The sequence below is a fragment of the Paenibacillus sp. FSL K6-1096 genome (assembly GCF_037977055.1).
In the GTDB taxonomy this organism is placed as follows: domain Bacteria; phylum Bacillota; class Bacilli; order Paenibacillales; family Paenibacillaceae; genus Paenibacillus_AQ.
In genome coordinates, this window is record NZ_CP150274.1 from 1,346,321 (window position 1) to 1,363,840 (window position 17,520).

The 17,520-nt window shown below is 56.7% G+C and carries 14 protein-coding genes; 4 read left to right on the forward strand and 10 right to left on the reverse strand.

The window, feature by feature from the left end; genetic code table 11:
- Window positions 1-9 precede the first annotated feature (9 nt).
- From MHI24_RS06175 to MHI24_RS06190, 4 genes are all read right to left on the reverse strand, one after another.
- On the reverse strand, window positions 10-438 hold the full coding sequence (locus tag MHI24_RS06175; RefSeq protein WP_340024699.1) for a GreA/GreB family elongation factor: 429 nt from the start codon (window positions 436-438) through the stop codon (window positions 10-12).
- 181 nt (window positions 439-619) lie between these two features.
- A complete protein-coding gene (locus MHI24_RS06180) occupies window positions 620-1,531 on the reverse strand; it encodes a methyltransferase domain-containing protein (protein WP_340024700.1) in 912 nt (303 codons plus the stop codon).
- A 206-nt stretch (window positions 1,532-1,737) separates the two neighbouring features.
- On the reverse strand, window positions 1,738-2,142 hold the full coding sequence (locus MHI24_RS06185; protein ID WP_340024701.1) for an Rrf2 family transcriptional regulator: 405 nt from the start codon (window positions 2,140-2,142) through the stop codon (window positions 1,738-1,740).
- 64 nt (window positions 2,143-2,206) lie between these two features.
- A complete protein-coding gene (locus MHI24_RS06190; RefSeq protein WP_340024702.1) occupies window positions 2,207-3,013 on the reverse strand; it encodes an alpha-L-rhamnosidase C-terminal domain-containing protein in 807 nt (268 codons plus the stop codon).
- Window positions 3,014-3,112: 99 nt separating this feature from the next.
- Between MHI24_RS06190 and MHI24_RS06195 the strand changes: the two genes are divergently transcribed.
- On the forward strand, window positions 3,113-4,858 hold the full coding sequence (locus MHI24_RS06195) for an ATP-binding cassette domain-containing protein (RefSeq protein ID WP_340024703.1): 1,746 nt from the start codon (window positions 3,113-3,115) through the stop codon (window positions 4,856-4,858).
- 95 nt (window positions 4,859-4,953) lie between these two features.
- Here MHI24_RS06195 and MHI24_RS06200 read toward each other — a convergent pair whose 3' ends face one another.
- Together MHI24_RS06200 and MHI24_RS06205 are read right to left on the reverse strand one after the other, a co-directional pair.
- Window positions 4,954-8,148, reverse strand: coding sequence for an alpha-mannosidase (locus MHI24_RS06200; RefSeq protein WP_340024704.1), 3,195 nt, complete (start codon window positions 8,146-8,148; stop codon window positions 4,954-4,956).
- 153 nt (window positions 8,149-8,301) lie between these two features.
- Window positions 8,302-9,342, reverse strand: coding sequence for a LacI family DNA-binding transcriptional regulator (locus MHI24_RS06205; protein WP_340024705.1), 1,041 nt, complete (start codon window positions 9,340-9,342; stop codon window positions 8,302-8,304).
- Between the two features lie 127 nt (window positions 9,343-9,469).
- Between MHI24_RS06205 and MHI24_RS06210 the strand changes: the two genes are divergently transcribed.
- Both MHI24_RS06210 and MHI24_RS06215 read left to right on the forward strand, forming a co-directional pair.
- On the forward strand, window positions 9,470-10,108 hold the full coding sequence (locus MHI24_RS06210) for a TetR family transcriptional regulator (RefSeq protein WP_340024706.1): 639 nt from the start codon (window positions 9,470-9,472) through the stop codon (window positions 10,106-10,108).
- A 10-nt stretch (window positions 10,109-10,118) separates the two neighbouring features.
- The gene (locus MHI24_RS06215) at window positions 10,119-11,393 is read left to right on the forward strand and encodes an MFS transporter (RefSeq protein WP_340024707.1); all 1,275 of its coding nucleotides are present in this window, start codon (window positions 10,119-10,121) and stop codon (window positions 11,391-11,393) included.
- A 71-nt stretch (window positions 11,394-11,464) separates the two neighbouring features.
- Here MHI24_RS06215 and MHI24_RS06220 read toward each other — a convergent pair whose 3' ends face one another.
- A complete protein-coding gene (locus MHI24_RS06220) occupies window positions 11,465-11,980 on the reverse strand; it encodes a hypothetical protein (protein ID WP_340024708.1) in 516 nt (171 codons plus the stop codon).
- A gap of 214 nt (window positions 11,981-12,194) precedes the next feature.
- Here MHI24_RS06220 and MHI24_RS06225 point away from each other — a divergent pair, with 214 nt between their 5' ends.
- Window positions 12,195-13,211 carry an ABC transporter substrate-binding protein gene (locus MHI24_RS06225; protein WP_340024709.1) on the forward strand — a complete coding sequence of 339 codons (1,017 nt, stop codon included), beginning with the start codon at window positions 12,195-12,197 and terminating at the stop codon, window positions 13,209-13,211.
- A 351-nt stretch (window positions 13,212-13,562) separates the two neighbouring features.
- On the opposite strand, the gene MHI24_RS06230 is transcribed toward MHI24_RS06225, so the two are convergent.
- Genes MHI24_RS06230 through MHI24_RS06240 form a run of 3 tightly spaced genes read right to left on the reverse strand, consistent with a single transcriptional unit; the run spans window position 13,563 to window position 17,504 of the window.
- The gene (locus tag MHI24_RS06230) at window positions 13,563-14,918 is read right to left on the reverse strand and encodes a glycoside hydrolase family 30 beta sandwich domain-containing protein (RefSeq protein ID WP_340024710.1); all 1,356 of its coding nucleotides are present in this window, start codon (window positions 14,916-14,918) and stop codon (window positions 13,563-13,565) included.
- Between the two features lie 15 nt (window positions 14,919-14,933).
- Complete coding sequence (locus MHI24_RS06235; RefSeq protein WP_340026613.1) at window positions 14,934-16,571, reverse strand: sugar ABC transporter substrate-binding protein; 1,638 nt, start codon at window positions 16,569-16,571, stop codon at window positions 14,934-14,936.
- A 57-nt stretch (window positions 16,572-16,628) separates the two neighbouring features.
- Window positions 16,629-17,504 carry a carbohydrate ABC transporter permease gene (locus MHI24_RS06240; protein WP_340026614.1) on the reverse strand — a complete coding sequence of 292 codons (876 nt, stop codon included), beginning with the start codon at window positions 17,502-17,504 and terminating at the stop codon, window positions 16,629-16,631.
- Window positions 17,505-17,520 lie beyond the last annotated feature (16 nt).

The following is a 17,520-nucleotide window of genomic DNA, read 5'->3' on the forward strand; positions in this document are numbered from 1 at the left end:
TCTTCAGCCTCACTCATATACATTATCAAGGATCAGCACTTCATCACTTCCGAACGGGGTCTGAATTGTCACGGTATCCCCCGGACAGGCCAGAATCAGTCCTCTGCCCATCGGAGACCAGAGCGAGATACAGAATTCATCCAGCTCGGCTTCACCGGGAATCACAATCCGGTATGCCTCCTTCAGCGTCTCCTGGCCGATCCGCAGCGACACCTGCGACCCGACCAGCACCATTGAACGCTGAAGCGGCCCGTCATCACCGGCCAGAATCCGCTCCACCGTCTCCTGGTACCTGCGGATCATGGCCTGCACCTCGGCCCGCTCTGCCGGCGACTCCCAGGTCCCCCTGTCCAGAATCGAGAATTTATGCTCATCGAGATAGACCAGCTGCTGCACCAGTTCCTCCCGCAGTGAAATCGTCTTGAGACTATGGCTCATAGTAGATTTCACCTACCTTTTTCATCAGGTCATGCTCGAAAACACGCTTGTTCCTGCTCATAGCCCTCATTCCTCCCAAATAGTAAAATAGATCCCGCGTGGGGATCTACTCTCTATGATAGCATCTTTCCAGAGAAAGACAATCTCATGGACAAGGGAGAAATAACCTGAATTCAGCGCTTCACTGAATGGACGAAGCAGCCGCCGCCCGGCTGTACATCCTCTGGTCCTGCAGCCGGATCAGCACCTTGCCGAACCGACCGCCCTGGCGGATAATCACCTTTTGCTCCGGATAAGCAGTGTGCAGATAATCCTGTACAGTCTGGCGGACCGTATCGTTCCCGTCCAAATGATGCAGAGGCAGCATCTCCAGCACTTCAGCAAATGCCTCCTCCGGGGAGACCTCCTTGCTTTTGGCTTCCCGGGATATAATGGACTCGTAGCTATACCCCTTCAGATACAGCAGTTGCATCAGATAGGCCATATCCGAGGATTCTGCATGGACCTCACGGCCGGTCAGCAGCGGCAGCAATTCGTTCATCAGGCTATGCTCCTGGACGCCTGCCGACGTGCTGATGTAACAATACTGACGGGCACAGCTGATCACCTTCTCGGCGCTCTCCCAATCGAATACGGCCGGACACATGGACACGAAGACCAGATCGAAGGCATTCAGCCAGCCCCGGGCGGCAATGTCGATATCCTCAAACGCTTCGCGCACCAGCTCAACCTGCCCGGGAGCCGCTGCCGCCGTGTTTTCCAGAAAAAGCTCAGATAAAGGTACATTAGGCTCTACCGCGGTAACCCTGGCCCCTCTCTCCATAAAAGGCACCGTGAAGCCGCCCGAGGCGGCCCCCACATCCAGCACAGTCAGGCCGCTGAAGTCCACCCCCTGGCCTTCCATCCAGGTAATAATCCGCTCGCTTCGCTCCCGCCCGGCACTGCTGAATACCTCCTCATTGAAAACCTTCGCCTTATGGTCGAAGCTTGTGTGCGGGTTCATCCCCATCGCCTTGAACTTGTTAGCCATCGCCTTGGGGTCCTCCTGCCAGGCCTTCTCCCATACGCTTGCATCAAATAATCCGTTATTCATCTCTGATTCATCCTCTCTTGCGGGCTTGCTTGCCCTATTATCGCTATCGCTTATTACACAGACTTAAAAGACTCTGAATATCCGCAATATATCCGGCAAAAACGGCTTTGCCGCCCTTAAAGGGTCGGCAGCCGTTTCAGCAGGAACAACGCCAAACACCGCCAGCCCCCGTCCTTACTGCATGACCGCATTGTATCAGCCATTGCCTACTGCTGCCATGCCCGCATCTTATCTGCCAGCTCAGACATCATCTTATTCCGCAGATAATCCTCCATCTGCCCCTCGGCCTTGACCATCTCCTGCTGGATCAGGCACTCGCTGGGATGGTCCAGGGTGCAGTCGAACAGCGAGGCCGTGCCTTCGATGGCATGGATGATATCCAGGAAGGAGATCTCTTCCCCCTTGCGCCGCAGGCGGTACCCCCCGTTCGCGCCGGAAGTGGACTCGATCAGCCCCGCCTTGACCAGCTTGGTCAGAATCTTGGACAGATAGGTAGGCGAGACATTCTGCCGCTCGGCCAGCTGCTGGACCCCAATCGGCTTATCCGGCGTGTGCGCGACCAGGAACAGCATCGTGTGCAGCGCGTAGTTCGTTGCTTTGGAATACTTCATGTCTTTTCCACCTTACGTATAAGCTTTGCTTTTAATTACAGACTTCATTTATCTATGATATATTTTATACTCCGGAAATGCAAGTGTAGTTACAAGCAAATCTGTATTCCCCGGAGCCGAGTGTAAGCTTCACGCCCTGTGCCAGTTGTTCGGCGGAATGAATACCGGGGACCTGTTCAAGCTGCTGTCCGTTCCCCGCACCGCTCTCAGACACTTCCGTCAGCAAGGCGTCCGGCAGTAGCACCGTAGCTGTAGTATTCGGGGGAACAACGGCGGTCAATTCCATCCGGCCGGAGCTAAGCGTCCATTCAGAGCGGATCATCCCGTACATCGATTCCAGCCCGGCGGCAGCAGAAGTCAGTCCGCCTCCCGGATGCGGCTGGATCAGAAACTGCTTATAGCCCGGCCCCTCCTCTGTCTGCTCAATCCCGGCCACATAGCGGTACAGGAAATCGCCAACCGCTCCGTAAGCATAATGATTGAACGAATTCATCGTCGCACTCCAAAAGCTGCCGTCCCAATGCTCCCAGATCGTAGTGGCCCCGCGGGTGACCGGATACAGCCAGGAAGGATAGTCCGTCTGCAGCAGGAGCTTGTAGGCAGCAACGTAACGGCCCGCTTCAGCAAGCACCAGATTCAGATAAGGCGTCCCGACAAACCCTGTCGTCAGGTGATACCCGCTCGCCTCCAGCAGTCCGATAAGTCCCGCAACTGTGCGATCTTTCGCTTCCCCCTCCACCAGACCGAACATTAACGCCAGCACACAGGCTGTCTGGGTAGCCGGACCTGCCGGCCCCCTTGGTGCGATGAAGACCTTATTGAACGCATCATGGATTCCACCCCGCCCTATTCTAAGATTGGCCTTATACATAGGAAACGCGTTCCATTCCAATTATAGAACCCCCGATTCCCCGTGTAATCTGTATAATAGGGAAGAGTCACTATTCCAGCTACACAGAAAGGTAGTCCTATGATTAAAGTTCAACACCTGAGCTTCTCCTTCCCGCACAAAGAGCTCTACACTGACATTTCGTTTACGCTTGAAGAGGCGCAGCATTGCGCTTTTATCGGAACCAGCGGCAGCGGGAAAAGCACCCTGATCGACATCCTGATGGACCGGGACAGATATTTGTTCGACGGCAGCGTTGAGGTGGAGCCTGGTTGCAGCATCGGATATGTCAGCCAGTTCGCCAAGCCGGACCTGTCTCTGGATACGACCGTATTTGAATATATAGCCGGCCCCTTCATCAAGCTCCAGGCTGAAATCCAGACCATCTGCACAGAGATGGAGACCTCTGCGGAGATTGAGCCGCTGCTGGAGAAGTATCAATTGGCTCTGGACGCTTTGGAAGCCCTGGGCGGGGATGATTATGAGAGCCTCATTCACAAGCAGCTTAATCTGGCCGACCTCATGAAGCACAGGGATCTTAAGATATCCGGGCTGAGCGGCGGGGAATTCAAGCTGGTGCAGGTAATGAAGGAAATGCTGGTCCAGCCAGACGTCCTGATTATGGATGAGCCGGATGTATTTCTTGACTTCGACAACCTGAATGCGCTTAGGCAGCTCATTAACTCCCATAAGGGAATCCTGCTGGTGGTTACGCACAACCGCTATCTGCTAAACCATTGTTTTAACAAAATCATTCATCTCGAAAATAAGGAGCTGCAGGAGTTTGACGGCCGCTATCTGGAGTACAACCTCTCCCTGCTTCAGACGAAGATAGAGCTGCAGGAGCTGGCCCTTGCCGAACAGGAGGAGATTGAGCGCAACGATGTGATCATCGATAATCTCCGCGCGATCGCCACCTATAATGCCGAAGCCTCCAGAGGACGGGCGCTGAAAGCGAGAGTGAAGTTCCAGGAAAGGCTGGAAGCCCGCAGAATTAAAGCGCCGTTCGTGGATATTAAGCAGCCGCAGATTCATTTCGGGATGGTGCATGAGCCGCAGGACGCTGCCGCTCCTGTTGTGACGGTCCATGAGTACCGGGCCGCCTTCGATGAGCTGCTGCTCGATCAGGTTAGCTTCGAGATGAATGCTACGGATAAAATCGCCCTGATCGGTCCCAACGGAACCGGAAAGACGACCTTACTGCGCGATATTGCGCTGGGCCGGCACGATTCTATAACCTTCAGCCCGGAGGCTAGAGTTGCCTATCTGTCCCAGCTTCAGGGTGAAGTGCTGAACGATTCCAACACCCTGCTCGAAGAATTCATTGAGGCCGGAATGACCACGTATGATGAGATCCGCCTGCACTTGGCAAGCTATGGCTTCGAAGGTGAGATCGTGAACCAGCGGATAGCTGCCCTGTCCGGCGGCGAAAAGAATCTGCTGCAGCTGGCCAAGGTATCCGCCTTGAAGGCCAATGTCCTGCTGCTTGATGAGCCGACCAGCCATCTGGACACCTACACGCAAATCGCGCTGGACAAAGCGATCCGGGAGTACAAGGGTGCGATTCTGATGATCTCCCATGACTTCTATTCCGTGGTCAACGGGATGGATTATGTGCTGATCATTGACGGGAAGACGATCCGCAAGATGACGGTCAAGAAATTTAAGAAGATGATCTACGCCCGGCATTTCGATAAGGATTACCTGGAGCTGGAGCAGCAGAAGCAAGCTGCGGAAACCCGGGTGGAGCTGGCGCTGCAGGATAACAATTTTGAGCTTGCCAAAAGTCTCGTCGCCCAGCTGGAAGAATTGATAAAGCGGATGTAAGGCTACGGGAACAGTATTAAATGTTAAACAAGCCGCCATTCCGGTAGGGTGCAGTAAAACTCCCTTTGCCGGAATGGCGGCTTTTTAGAGGTGCATCAGGCAAAAGTCAAATGAACCGTATGGATCTCATAAGGCTTGAATTCAAGCCGGATCGCAGGTCCGTCCACCGGCTCCGCGTCCAGCGGCCGCTCCATCAGGTCGCATAGCTGCCAGGAGGCGGTCGAATAATCACTGCTTACAGTAGCTGTGCTGCGTGTTCCCGTATACTCATGCAGCCTGATGATGCATCCGCTGCCGTCCTCGGCAAGCTTAACCGCGTCGATGGCAATGTTCGGAGCATCGCAGGTAATCAAGGATTTGCCACTACCTGCGGCGTAGGCTCCTTCCACGGCCAGAAGCGGCTGGTTCAGCGCCCATGCTTCCTGTACCGTGCCCGCAGCCACCCAGTCCCCCTCATGCGGCAGCAGGGCATACGTGAAGTGATGCTCTCCCTGGTCCGCCAGCCGGTCGGGGCTGGTGGCCGACTTGATCAGCGACAGGCGCATCGTATAATCCTTGATGTCATAGCCGTATTTGCAGTCGTTCAGCAGGCTGACCCCGTAGCCCCGCTCCGACAGATCCGCCCACTGATGGCCCACGCTCTCGAACCGGGCATAATCCCAGCTTGTATTCCAGTGGGTCGGCCGCTTCACGTTGCCGAACTGGATGTCATAAGTCGCTTCCGTTGCCCGCACGGCCACCGGGAAGGCCGCCTTCAGCAGCTGATGCTGCTCATGCCAGTCGACATACGTCTCGAAGTCAATCCGCGCGCTTCCGGCATAGACCTTGACCTTCTGGATGATAGTGGAATCCATGTAGCCCCAGACGAATTCCAGCACAGCCTGGAGCGGGCCGCATTCGAGCAGCTTGACGGAGCGCAGATCGCGGATGACCTGCATTTTCTCCTGATAGAATAAATCAATATCCCACGCATCGAACATCTTCGGCTTATCCTCGAACACCTGAAGCACATTGCCGCATTCCCCGGGAGCCAGCACCTCGCGTGCGGCGCTGCGGTCGAAGACCCGGCTCAGCTGTCCGTCCGTATTCCACTCCAGAATGTAGTATGGAGTCGTTAGTGTGGAATCCTGCCAGCGGAACGGTACCGTCTGCACTGGTTCACCAGCCCCGGTGCTGCCCGGATCGGCGGCAAAAATAACGGTGCTGCCCATCGCCGGAACCGCCGCTGTCTGCACCAGCCACTGTCCGCCGGAGCGTTGTGCAGCCAGCCGGTTGCCCTTGGCGTCTGTCCAGACAGCTTTCTCTGCATCGTGAGCCACAACGGCCAGCCGGGGCGCGGTGAAGAAGGCGCTGTTGAACAGCGTATAGGCTGTACCCTGCGGCGCTTCCGCCGGATTGGCGGCTTCCGGGGCGATCTGGCCGGTGGAATCCTCCAAGCTGACCAGCCCCTCTGCCGCAGCCGTCCGCGCTGCCAGGCCAAGCTGCTCCGCTTCCGCATATTCCACCCGGCAATCCTGATACACCTCGTGAATGGAGGAGCCGGGAATAATGTCGTGGAACTGGTTGCGCAGAATAGTCTGCCAGCCTGTGAGGAGCGAGTCCGCCGGATATTGGCCAAATTGGCCGCTCTCCGCCGCCCACAGCATCTGCAGCCATTCCGCTTCGCGGTAGAGCAGCTCCAGCTTGCGGTTCATTTTTTTGTTATAGGCCTGGCTGGTATAGGTTCCCCGGTGATACTCCAGGTACAGCTCCCCATCCCAGGTGTGCACATACTCTTCTGTAGCATCTATAGTCTCATGAAGCCGCTCGAAGTACTCCGTTGCCCGGCCCGTCTTCACCTGCGGAAGACCCGGCATCGTATCCAGCCGCCGCCGCATCTCCAGCATCTCGCGGTTGACGCCGCCGCCCCCGTCCCCGTAGCCGTAGGACAACAGCAGCTCGCGGTTCAGGTTCTTGTCGCGGTACTGCTCCCAGATGCCCTGCACAGAGAAAGGCTCGATCAGACCGTTGTAGGTGTAATACCAGGCCCCCGATTCCGGTCCCTCCGGTGTGGTGATGAAATGGGTCAGCACCTCGCTGCCGTCAATCCCCCTCCAGCGGAACGTATCATGCGGCATCCGGTTGTACTGGCTCCAGCTGATCTTCGTAGTCATGAAGGTGTCAATGCCCGACTTGCGCAGAATCTGCGGCAGCGCCCAGCTATACCCGAACACATCCGGCAGCCATAAGTATTTGCAGTCCACCCCGAACTCCTCGCGGAAAAACTTCGTCCCGTACAGAATCTGCCGCACCAGCGACTCGCCGCTCGTCAGATTGCAGTCTGCCTCCAGCCACATCGCCCCTCCGGCTTCCCAGCGGCCTTCTTCCACCCGCTGCTTGATCTCCTGATAGATCTCCGGGTAATCCTGCTTGATGTACGCATAGAGCTGAGGCTGGGTCTGCAGAAAAATATACTCCGGGAACTCCTTCATCAGCCGCAGTACGGTGGAGAAGGAGCGGGCCGCTTTCTCCCGCGTGTGGGTCAGGCGCCATAACCAGGCCACATCGATGTGCGTATGGCCGATGGCGGTTACCGTCACCGGATGCTCCCGCTCCATTTGGGAGAGCGCTTCAAGCAGCAGTGCTTCTGCTTCCCGGACTGAGGCATAGAACGCCGCGCTTCCCGGTTTGGACCAGTCCAGCCTGTTGAACGCCTTGTTCAAGGCGGTTAGCAGCTCATGCTTCTCCGTCCGGCTGTCCGGAAGCTGCTTGATAGTCCCAAGCACCGCCCGCCCGGTGTAATAGAGATTGTCGGCGGACTCATCGAGATAGGCCAGCTCTGCCCGCTTGATCTTGTGCTCCTGCGGGATGATCTGCCCGTCACCGTTCAGGCCTGACCATAGGCGGAAGGTGAAATCCAGCTCGCTCCCGGCTGCACCGTCTTCCAGGAACACCTCCTGATGGTTGGAGTCCACCCCCTGATACGGCTTCCCGTCCAGGTAGAGCAGCGACTCGAACCCGCTGTTATTCCCCCCGCCGGTGCGACCGAAATCGAACAGACCCACAACCCGCTTCCCCTGCCATTCCGCAGGCACAGTTACCTTGCGGTGCAGCCACAGATAGGCATCATAGCCGGTCCAATACTCTCCCGTCCGCAGCTTCCTGCCCCCGTCAAGCGCAGGCGGATAGGCACCGTTAGCCCCCTCCGGATCCTCAGTAACCTGCCACTCCTCTAACTCAATCTGCTCACGGTATCTGTACCCCGCAAGCTCTCTCAACCGCGAGCCAAGCTTCTCTTCTGTCCAGAACATTAACATTCTCCTCCCATGTTATAACACGTGTTATTAAACGGGCAAAAAGTGGGGGCTGGCTGAGAACAGGTGCACTTGTGCTCCTCATTCGCTCGTATAGCTCATCTCAACTAGCCTACTTCCAGCCACCCCCAGCTCCACTCCCGCCAGCCGCTACGCACTTTCCCCCGGCCGCAACACGGCCGGGAGCCAGATTTTCTCCGTCTGGCCAGCTTGCTTTCCGCCGCTCATCTGCTGAAGCACACAGCGTACCGCCTCTTCCCCCATGCTCACATAAGGAATCTCTACGCAGCTGAGGGAGGGCAGGCTGAGCCGGTGGCCCTGGATGGTATTGTCGGCGGCCATGATGCGCACATCCTCGCCGATCCGCAGGCCCAGCTGATGGGCCGTCCGGTACAGCTCCGGGATCGCGCTCGACCAGTTGACCAGGAGCGGCGCATACGGCTGGCCGTGATCTCCCGCGAGTCCCTGCAGGCATTCTGCCCACTCGCCGCCATACTCCTTGATGCGGACAATCACCGGCTTCATCCCGTGCGCTTTGCACCAGCCTATGTAGGCGTCCCGGCGGTTCCGCTCTGCCCAGTTATCTGCCGCCGCCTCATGATAGACCTCGGCATAGACCGGTCCGGGCTGCGCCGCTGTTCCCTCGCGCATCAAATACCCTAGCGCGGTCTCCACACTGCCGGAATAATCAGCCAGTATAGAGTACACACCAGGCACTTCCGCATAGCCTTCCACGGAGACATAAGGAACTCCGGCGCTGCTGACACGGGAGGCCCATTCCTCGTCCCGGTAGCTGGTGTGGTCCAGGGTGACAATGCCGTCAATCTTCCGCTGGTGATACAATTCCAGCAGCTCGGCCCTGCCGCCCGCATTCCCCTTGGGGCGCGGAGAGCAGAGCAGGATGTGATACCCGCTCAGCTCGCACTCCTGCTGCATCCCCTCCAGCAGCCGGATGAACAGCGGATGGCGGGTATCCCCGTAAGCGGCCAGCGTCATGCTTCTTCCTGTCTTCATGCTGCGCGCACCCGCGTCCACATGATAATTCAGCTCACGGATCGCTTCCAGCACCGCCTCGCGTGTGTCTGCCCCCACCCCGATGCCGGGCGTATCGTTCAGCACCGCCGAGACGACACTGCGGGACACGCCGGCCCGTTTGGCTACATCGAAGCTGGTCACTCTTTTTTTGCCCATAGTTCAGCACCTCAAGGGAAGTATAACACGTGTTATCAAATAATGTATAGCGCTCTCTTGAAAAATGACACACATGTCACTATAATAAAAATGACGCATGTGTCATTATAAACAAGGAGGAATCCTCATGTCACCGAGAATCTCCGATCAGCAGAAGGTGGAACGGCGCCTGAAGATCCTGAATGCTGCGAAGCTGGTATTCACCGCCAAAGGCTATGAAGCTGCTACCTTCAAGGACATCCTGGATGAGACCGGGATGAGCCGCGGCTGGATCTATCTGTATTTCCAGACCAAGGAGGAAATCTTCGAGGCACTGCTGGACCAGCAGGACATAGAGTATGAGCAGTATCTGGCGGAGCTGACAGCGCAGCACCCTACGGTCTGGGACGCCATCACCCGAATGTACGCCGATCAGCAGACAGACCTTATGCGGATGCCGGGCGGAAGCTTCATGCCGGCCTTCTACGAGTATTTCCTTGGCGGTTCAAGAGATGAGCGGCGGCGGAAGCTTCTGTTGAAGCGGTATGAGTCAGGTCTCGCACGCTTAGAAGGACTGCTTCGCACAGGAGTGGAGCGCGGGGAATTCAGCCCGGTGCTGCCGCCCGCCCAGATAGCAAGAATTGCCGCCGCTTACCAGGAAGGAATCTTTACACATACCCTGGCTGTGGGGCCTGAGCTTGCCCAGACAGAATTACAGATAGAAGCGCTGCTGGATTATCTGAAGCAGCTGCTGAATCCGCCGCCCCGTCTGGCGGCTCAGGAATAGGAGGCTGTATATGGCGGCGCTTTTTCGCAACCCTGTCTTCACCAGGCTGTTCCTGGCCAACTTCGCTTCCCAGCTCGGAACGGTGGTCGGGAATATGGCCTTTGCCTATTATCTGGTCGATCATTTCAGTACCCGTCCCGCGCTGGCGGCAACCGCTGAACTGATGTATTCCCTGCCCACTCTGGCTGTATTCTGGCTGGTAGGGGTTATCGCCGACCTGCTTGACCGGGCCAAAATAGCAGTATACAGCGACTGGATTAGGGCCGGATTAACGCTGCTGCTGCTGGTAAGCTTGCATTTCGACCTGCTCACCTTATGCTTCATGCTGCTGTTTCTGCGCAGCGCTGTAGCGAAGTTCTTCGGTCCCGCCGAGATGGGGTTGCTGCAGGGCAGCATCGGCCAGGAGCAATATGTGCAGGCTGTCGGCCTGAACCAGATGATTATGGGACTGTTCATGCTGTTCGGCATGAGCCTGGGCGCATTCGCTTACCGCTTCCTTGGCATTGAGGGCGCCATTCTGATCGACGGCATCAGCTTCCTCGTCTCCGGACTGCTCATTCTGAGCTGCCGGTTCCATGAGGATGTGCGGATGCCCGGCGGCCGCCACGCCCTGCGGGATATCCGTTTTCCCCGGCTCATCGGAGATTTCCTGGAGGGTCTTCGTTACATTCTCAGTCACAAGCTGCTGCTGACGCTCATCTCCGGCTTCCTGTTCTTCGGTGTCGTGAATGGGGTGTTTGCGGTCCTGCCTATTTTTGCGATGAAATATAAGCTCAGTCCCGATTCCTACATGCTTCACGCCTCTCTCATTACGCTGTGCCTGGGCATCGGTTTCCTGGCCGGAAGCATGGCAGCCTCCCCGCTGATCCGCCGGTTCACGCGGACCCGGGTGCTGATCACCGGACTGCTGCTGTCCAGCCTGCTCATTGTTGCCCTCGGCTCGGCGAATAGCGTCTGGGTCTATCTTCCGCTTGTTCTCATTGAAGGCCTCTGCATCGCTCCGGTGAACATCGCCATCGGCAGCTGGCTGCCGGAGCTGGTGGTCCCGCAGACAATGGGGCGTGTCAACGCTCTCATCGAGCCCATTATGATGCTCGGCCATTCGCTGGCGCTTGGGCTGATGGCCCTTGCTTTTCCGGCTGTCGTATCCGTCACCTGGCTGCACTACATCCTCGGCCTCTGTACGCTGCTGGTTTGCGTGTACTACGGATTCGCCCTGCCCCCGCTGGTCCGCAGACTGGCCCGGAATAATAGCAACTCTTCACCTGCTGAGAGAGCAGGCTAAAGTGCCTTCCCCAGAGACAAAAATGCCCCACAACCCGTGATCTGTCGCATCACGGCTGCGGGGCACGCTGTTTATTTCTGCAGCTCCTGGTCCTTCTGCTTCAGGAGATCAGCGTAATCTGCCTTGTACTGCTCCAGCTTCTGCTTCAGTTCGGCATTGCCGGGGCTGGCCTTGAGCTGGCTGCTGGTTGCCAGGATATTATCTACCACGGAATCAATCTTCTCGTCAATAATCTCGATCTTGCTCTTAGCCGCCGTCAGCGCAGGATCTGGGGTATTTACCGGCGCCGGGCCGACCAGAGAGCTTTTCTCATCAGACAGCGGAGGAGCCTGCTGCACCTTATCGTCCAGACTGATCGTTTTGCCCTTCACCGACACCTGGAAGCCGGCCAATTCGCCAATCGCCCGGACGGGCGCATAGCTCTTGCCGTCAATGACAATGGCCGGATCAGCCAGCTTCTTGCCATACACATTCACCGTATACTCCGCTTGGATGGCCTTTCCTACCAGTGATGACGAAGCGCCCAGCGCCTGCGCCCCCACCATCAGTATTGCTCCGGCAATGACTCCGGCTGCAATCTTTTTCATAAGAAATTCACTCCCCGTAAAAGACTATGACTACTATTCTATCATTTTACGGCCGCGAGCGCTTCCTAATTGATTGACAACTCCTGGATTCCTCTCTATGATATGAGAATAAAGTCTATTGATAATGATTATCATAATCATAGATATGGATAACAGATGCTGTTCTTACAGCCCTGCGCAAGTACATACCATTGTTCCGAAAGGAGAACCACAAATGCCAAGCCTCAAAAAGACTCTACTCTGGCCGCTCACCCTGCTTCTCTTCGCAATTGTCCTGGCCTCGTGCGGCCAACCGGCCGGCACGGATTCCGCCGCTGCCCCGGCATCGGCTGGCAACGCTTCTGCGGAACCAACCGCATCCGCTGCTGCGGGTCCAGCAGCTACAGAGGCCGCCGCTACAACACGGATGTACACGGATTACAAGAAACGGGAGGTTGAAATTCCGGCCGATCCTCAGAAGATTGTCTATGTCGGCAGCAATCCGGGTGACCTGCTGGCGCTGGGGATTAAGCCTGCGGGAGCTTCGTTAAGCGTCATTGGCACACAGGTGGCCTACCCTGATCTGCTCGAAGGGATTGAGGACATCGGCTATCCGTTCTCCGCCGAGAAGATTCTGGCCTTGTCCCCGGACCTGATTATCTTCGACGACTGGGACGAGACCGGAATTGAAGCGTTAAGTAAGATTGCACCGACCGTGGTGGTAGGACTGGACGGCACCTTCCCGACGGAGGAGCGTGTCCGGCAGCTCGCTGACTTGTTCGGCCGTTCAGATGCTGCGGACCAGTGGTTCAAGGATTACCAGGCGAAGGTTGACTCCGTGAAGAAGCAGCTTAACCTGAAGGACGGAGAGACTGCCACCTCCCTGCTTGTCCTGGGCCAGGATCTGTATATCATGGGCAACAAAGGATTGAACGAAACGCTGTACGGACGGCTCGGCTTCAAGCCGGCGGATGGCGTGCAGAAGGTGATTGATGCCGATGAACGGTTCGTAACTATATCCGACGAGGTATTGCCGCAGTATATCGGCACCCACCTGTTCCTCCTGACGGACAACAGCAGCGAAACCGCCGCGAGACAGGCTGCCCTGATGGACACCGGCTTGTGGAAGTCGATTCCCGCCGTCAAGGAGGGCCGCGTATACACCATCGACAGTAAATATAACTTCGATGATCCGATTACGCTGGACAGGCTGCTGGATGAGATCGCGGGTATTTTCAAAGATAAACAGTAGTTAGAAAAATATTGCGCTGGCGCACTAACCAATATGTTCGGTTTTCCGCATACATTTGGTTCGTGCGCCTTCGCAACGGTAATTGTGTTCGATTTTTCGACTATATTTCGCTCACGCACCTCGTGTCGGCCCAATGTATTCGGTTTTTCGCACACATTTCATTCGCGCAACTCATACCAGCAAATTGTGTTCGGTTTTCCGTATACATCCGGCCAAACACCTTAGCTTCAGCAGAATGTATTCGCTTTTCCGCATACATTCCGCATACGCACCAGTACACTACTCCTCAAAGAAAAGCCTTAGGCTGCCTGGAATAATCCCGGCAGCCTAAGGCTTCGTCTATACTAACTTCTACTCCAGCTTGCCGCCCGCCTTCACCGATACCGCACCCTTCGCAGCGATGGTTAGGGTCAGCAGCTCTTCCCCCGCCAGTCGCACCGACACGGTTTCTTCGGCGTCGCTGTCGTTGAACAGCACGGCGGCAACCGAGCCGTCCCTGTTGCGGAAGGCCACGGAGCGCAGATGCTCCCGGCTGGCGTCAGAGGCCAGGCGCACCGCCTGCGGGCGGATCACCTTGCTGAAATGCGCTAGCGCGTAGTAGTCCAGGGTATACGTCAGCTCCCGGGTCTGCTGGTTGACCGTCACCACCCCGCGGCAGGTGCTCTCGCCGAAGCCCGGGACGGTGGGTCCGTTCTGCTCATCCAGCGCCAGATTCCATAGCACGAACGACCTGCTGTGATTGCGCAGAATTTCAATCCCGGTGCGCATCACATTGGAGAAGGCCTGCTCGAACGGGGGAATCCATTCCCCGCCGGAGCCTTCGGTGAAATGCACCTCATGATTGGGGTACACCGCCAGCACCTCCGACTGTGCAGCAGCCGCACCGCCGTACCAGTGCCAGGCCACGCCATCCACGTCTGCTGCGGCTCCCTCCAGCACCGACAGCGGGTAATCCGGCCGGTCCCAGTTGTGGTCGTAGCAGAAGATTTTGGCGGCCAGACCGTGCTGTCTGAAGACAGGCTTCAGATACCCCGTAATGAACTCCCGCTGCTCCTCCGGCAGCATGAGCATACTGGGGTAATGCTGCGGCTCATAGAGCGGCTCATTCTGCACGGTGACCGCATAAATCGGCAAGCCGTGCGCGGCATAGGCCTGAATGAAACGGACGAAGTACTCTGCGTACACCCCGTAATATTCCGGCTTCAGCCGCCCGGCGATCATCGAGCCGCTGGTCTTCATCCAGCCGGGTGCGCTCCAGGGCGAAGCCATCAGCTTCAGCTCAGGGTTAAGCTGCACAGCCTGCTGCACCAGCGGAATAATATCCGCTTCATCGTGGGCGATGGAGAAGCCGGACAACTCCGGATCACTCCCGCCTTCAGACAGATCGTTATAGCTGTAGACCGTTCTGGCATAGTCCGATGCCCCCATCGGATTGCGCAGGAAGGACAGGCCGATGCCCTCCTGCGGATCGAACAGCTTCCGCATCACCTCCGTCCGCCGCTCTTCGCCAAGCACCTGATGGATCAGGTAGGCGGCCGAATCGGTGAAGGAGGCCCCGAAGCCATCCATTTCCTGATACGTCCGGCCCGGATCAATGTCTATGGTGACCGTAGCTCCATCCGCAGGGAGCTGCGGCAGCGACCCAGCAGGCTGTTCCACGAACAGGCTGTTCTCCCCGCTGGACCGGTATACGATAATGTCCGGCATGTTGTCCCCTCCCTTTTATTGAATGCCCAGCTTGGCCTTGTTGGCCTTCATCTTCTCACTGCGGACTTCTGCGATCTTATCCCAGTTATTCTTATCCAGGAAGGCCTTATGCTCCGCCAGAACGCTGTCAAAGGTTGCATCGTCCTTGGCCCGGATCATGCTGACCAGCGTCGTGTTCCAGTTCGTATTAATCGCGGTGAGGCCGCGCGCTTCCGGTGTTCCCTGATCCGGGTTGGTATTCTCCAGAATGAAATGCGGCTTCAGCTTGCCCTTGCCCCATTCCTGCATCTGCTTGATCGCTTCCGGGAAGGCATCCTTGCTCAGCGCTTTGTGGCGGTCATGTCCGAAGAACATGAATTCGCCCATCCGGTAGTCCTTCTTGAACTTATCCGCATTGTTGAGTTGCAGGTCCTTCACCTCCGGCAGCAGCTCCACCGTACCGTCTGCATTGGTCTTGTAGGTCTCGCCTTCAATCCCGTAGTTCATCAGCTTCTGCCCTTCCTCGCTCAGCAGATACGTGAAAATCTGAATCGCCTTGGCCGGGTCCTTGCAATCCTTGGTGATATAGCTGATCATCCAGCCGGTAATGCCGGACTGGTTCAGGGTCGGCTGATGCCCTACAGTGCTGTGCGGCCCGTCAACCGCCATATACTCTTTACCGGGATTGGCGCTCATGAAAATCTGCAGATTGCCGCCCTGCTGAGGCGTACCGTCGAGCAGCATCGTCGCGTATTTGCCGGACTTTACCTTTTCCTCGAAGCCGGTACCGTCATCCGCGAAGCTGTCATCACTGATCGCCCCGTCCCGGTACACGGCGTTCAGCGTCCGCAGCCAGGTCAGATAATCCTCATCCAGATTGCGGTTGTAGAATTTGCCGTCCTCCGTCTCCAGCGGTACGCCCAGGAAGTCCTGGAGCACATCGCCCAGCGAGCCGGTGCCTTCGCCGACAGCGTTGAACCCAAAGGGAATCATATCCGGGAACTTGCTCTTAATTTCGCTCATCGTCTTGCGGAACGCTTCCGGGGTCGCGAAGTCAGGGCTGCCCAGAGCCTCATACACATCCTTGCGGATGACAAAAGCCGTCTTCGCCGGAATATTCCCGCTGTCATAATCCGCCTGCGTATTGGAGTAGTTAGGATAGCCGTACGTATTGCCGTCCTGCGACTGGAACCAGTTCAGCGTATCGGCTGCCGCCACCTTGGTGAAATACGGATCGTATTGCTCAGCCAGCTTGTTCAGGGGCTGCGCCCAGGTCGCCGCCTTCTGCACAACCGGAGAGTTGGAGTCGAAGATCGTCAGGAGATCCGGCATATCGCCGCCCGCGAAGAAGGTGTTCAGCTTCGTATCATCCCCGGTAATGAACTTGATGTTGACGTTCAGATCCTCCTTAATCTTCTTGGTCACCACATCCTTGCCAAAATCCGTATTCCACCAGTCCGCGTTAACATACCAGGTTAATTCCGTGGTCTCGCTTTTCTTATCGAGCTGCCAGGCCGGAGTCTCCGGGTCCGGCGTATACCGGTCCTCAATTGACACCTCACTGGCCTGCTTGGAGCCGCCTCCCGAGCCGCAGCCTGCCACAACCAGCATCGCCGCGAGCAGAAGCAGCATGAGCTTAACCGCCTTGTGTCCCGGAACCTTGTTTCCTGTCATCATCGTATGACCTCCCAAATCATTTTGAATGTTAAGCCCTTAATTTCCTTCATCCGATTATTCCTTGACCGCGCCCACCATCATGCCGGAGATGAAGTACCGCTGAAGCAACGGGTACATGGCGACAATCGGCAGGGTGGTAATGACAATGGTCGCGAGCTGCACCCCTTTGGTGGTGGTCTCAATCACGACAGAGCCTCCGATGTTCTGCATCGACTGGGTCTGCGACTGCACGATAATCTCATACAGCTTCATCTGAAGCGGGTAGAGCGCCTGATTCGTCACATACAGCTTCGTGGTCATGAAGTCGTTCCATTGCCCCACCCCGTTGAACAGAGCGATGGTGGCCATGGCGGGCATGGAGAGCGGAATGAAGATTTTGAGAAAAATATGCCAGTCCCCCGCCCCGTCAATCTTGGCCGATTCCTCCAGCGAATCCGGTACATTGCGGAAGAAGTTCATCAGAATCACCACATCGTAATAGCTGAATAAGGCCGGAATAATGTACACCCAGAAGGTGTTCAAGAGTCCAAGCGATTTGATGAGCAGATAAGTCGGAATCATCCCCCCGGAGAAAAACATCGTAATCACACCCATCGCCACATACAGCTTGCGGCCGCGGATATACTGTTTGCTGAGCCCGTAGCCGATCATCGCGCAGAAGAAGACATGGGTGATGACGCCGATAAAGGTTTTGGCCACCGAGACGAGAAAGGACTGCCCGATGCTGCTGTCATTGAACACAGCACGGTAATTCTCCAGCGAGAATTCCTTGGGCCAGAAAATGAATCCGCCCTCGGCCAGCGCCCGGCCCGAACTAGATGAAGAGATAATCACGTTCCATAACGGAACGAGAATAATGACCATGAACACACCGAGGAGCACCTTATTGACCGCATCGAAGATCCGGCCGTCGAGGTCTCCTGCAACCATTTTCCGATTCACAAGC

What these genes read in the sequence shown, in the direction of transcription:
- MHI24_RS06175 (WP_340024699.1), bottom strand. Translation starts at nt 438, where the DNA reads ATGAGCCATAGTCTCAAGACGATTTCACTGCGGGAGGAACTGGTGCAG.
- MHI24_RS06180 (WP_340024700.1), bottom strand. Translation starts at nt 1,531, where the DNA reads ATGAATAACGGATTATTTGATGCAAGCGTATGGGAGAAGGCCTGGCAG.
- MHI24_RS06185 (WP_340024701.1), bottom strand. Translation starts at nt 2,142, where the DNA reads ATGAAGTATTCCAAAGCAACGAACTACGCGCTGCACACGATGCTGTTC.
- MHI24_RS06190 (WP_340024702.1), bottom strand. Translation starts at nt 3,013, where the DNA reads ATGTATAAGGCCAATCTTAGAATAGGGCGGGGTGGAATCCATGATGCG.
- MHI24_RS06195 (WP_340024703.1), top strand. Translation starts at nt 3,113, where the DNA reads ATGATTAAAGTTCAACACCTGAGCTTCTCCTTCCCGCACAAAGAGCTC.
- MHI24_RS06200 (WP_340024704.1), bottom strand. Translation starts at nt 8,148, where the DNA reads ATGTTCTGGACAGAAGAGAAGCTTGGCTCGCGGTTGAGAGAGCTTGCG.
- MHI24_RS06205 (WP_340024705.1), bottom strand. Translation starts at nt 9,342, where the DNA reads ATGGGCAAAAAAAGAGTGACCAGCTTCGATGTAGCCAAACGGGCCGGC.
- MHI24_RS06210 (WP_340024706.1), top strand. Translation starts at nt 9,470, where the DNA reads ATGTCACCGAGAATCTCCGATCAGCAGAAGGTGGAACGGCGCCTGAAG.
- MHI24_RS06215 (WP_340024707.1), top strand. Translation starts at nt 10,119, where the DNA reads ATGGCGGCGCTTTTTCGCAACCCTGTCTTCACCAGGCTGTTCCTGGCC.
- MHI24_RS06220 (WP_340024708.1), bottom strand. Translation starts at nt 11,980, where the DNA reads ATGAAAAAGATTGCAGCCGGAGTCATTGCCGGAGCAATACTGATGGTG.
- MHI24_RS06225 (WP_340024709.1), top strand. Translation starts at nt 12,195, where the DNA reads ATGCCAAGCCTCAAAAAGACTCTACTCTGGCCGCTCACCCTGCTTCTC.
- MHI24_RS06230 (WP_340024710.1), bottom strand. Translation starts at nt 14,918, where the DNA reads ATGCCGGACATTATCGTATACCGGTCCAGCGGGGAGAACAGCCTGTTC.
- MHI24_RS06235 (WP_340026613.1), bottom strand. Translation starts at nt 16,571, where the DNA reads ATGACAGGAAACAAGGTTCCGGGACACAAGGCGGTTAAGCTCATGCTG.
- MHI24_RS06240 (WP_340026614.1), bottom strand. Translation starts at nt 17,504, where the DNA reads ATGGTTGCAGGAGACCTCGACGGCCGGATCTTCGATGCGGTCAATAAG.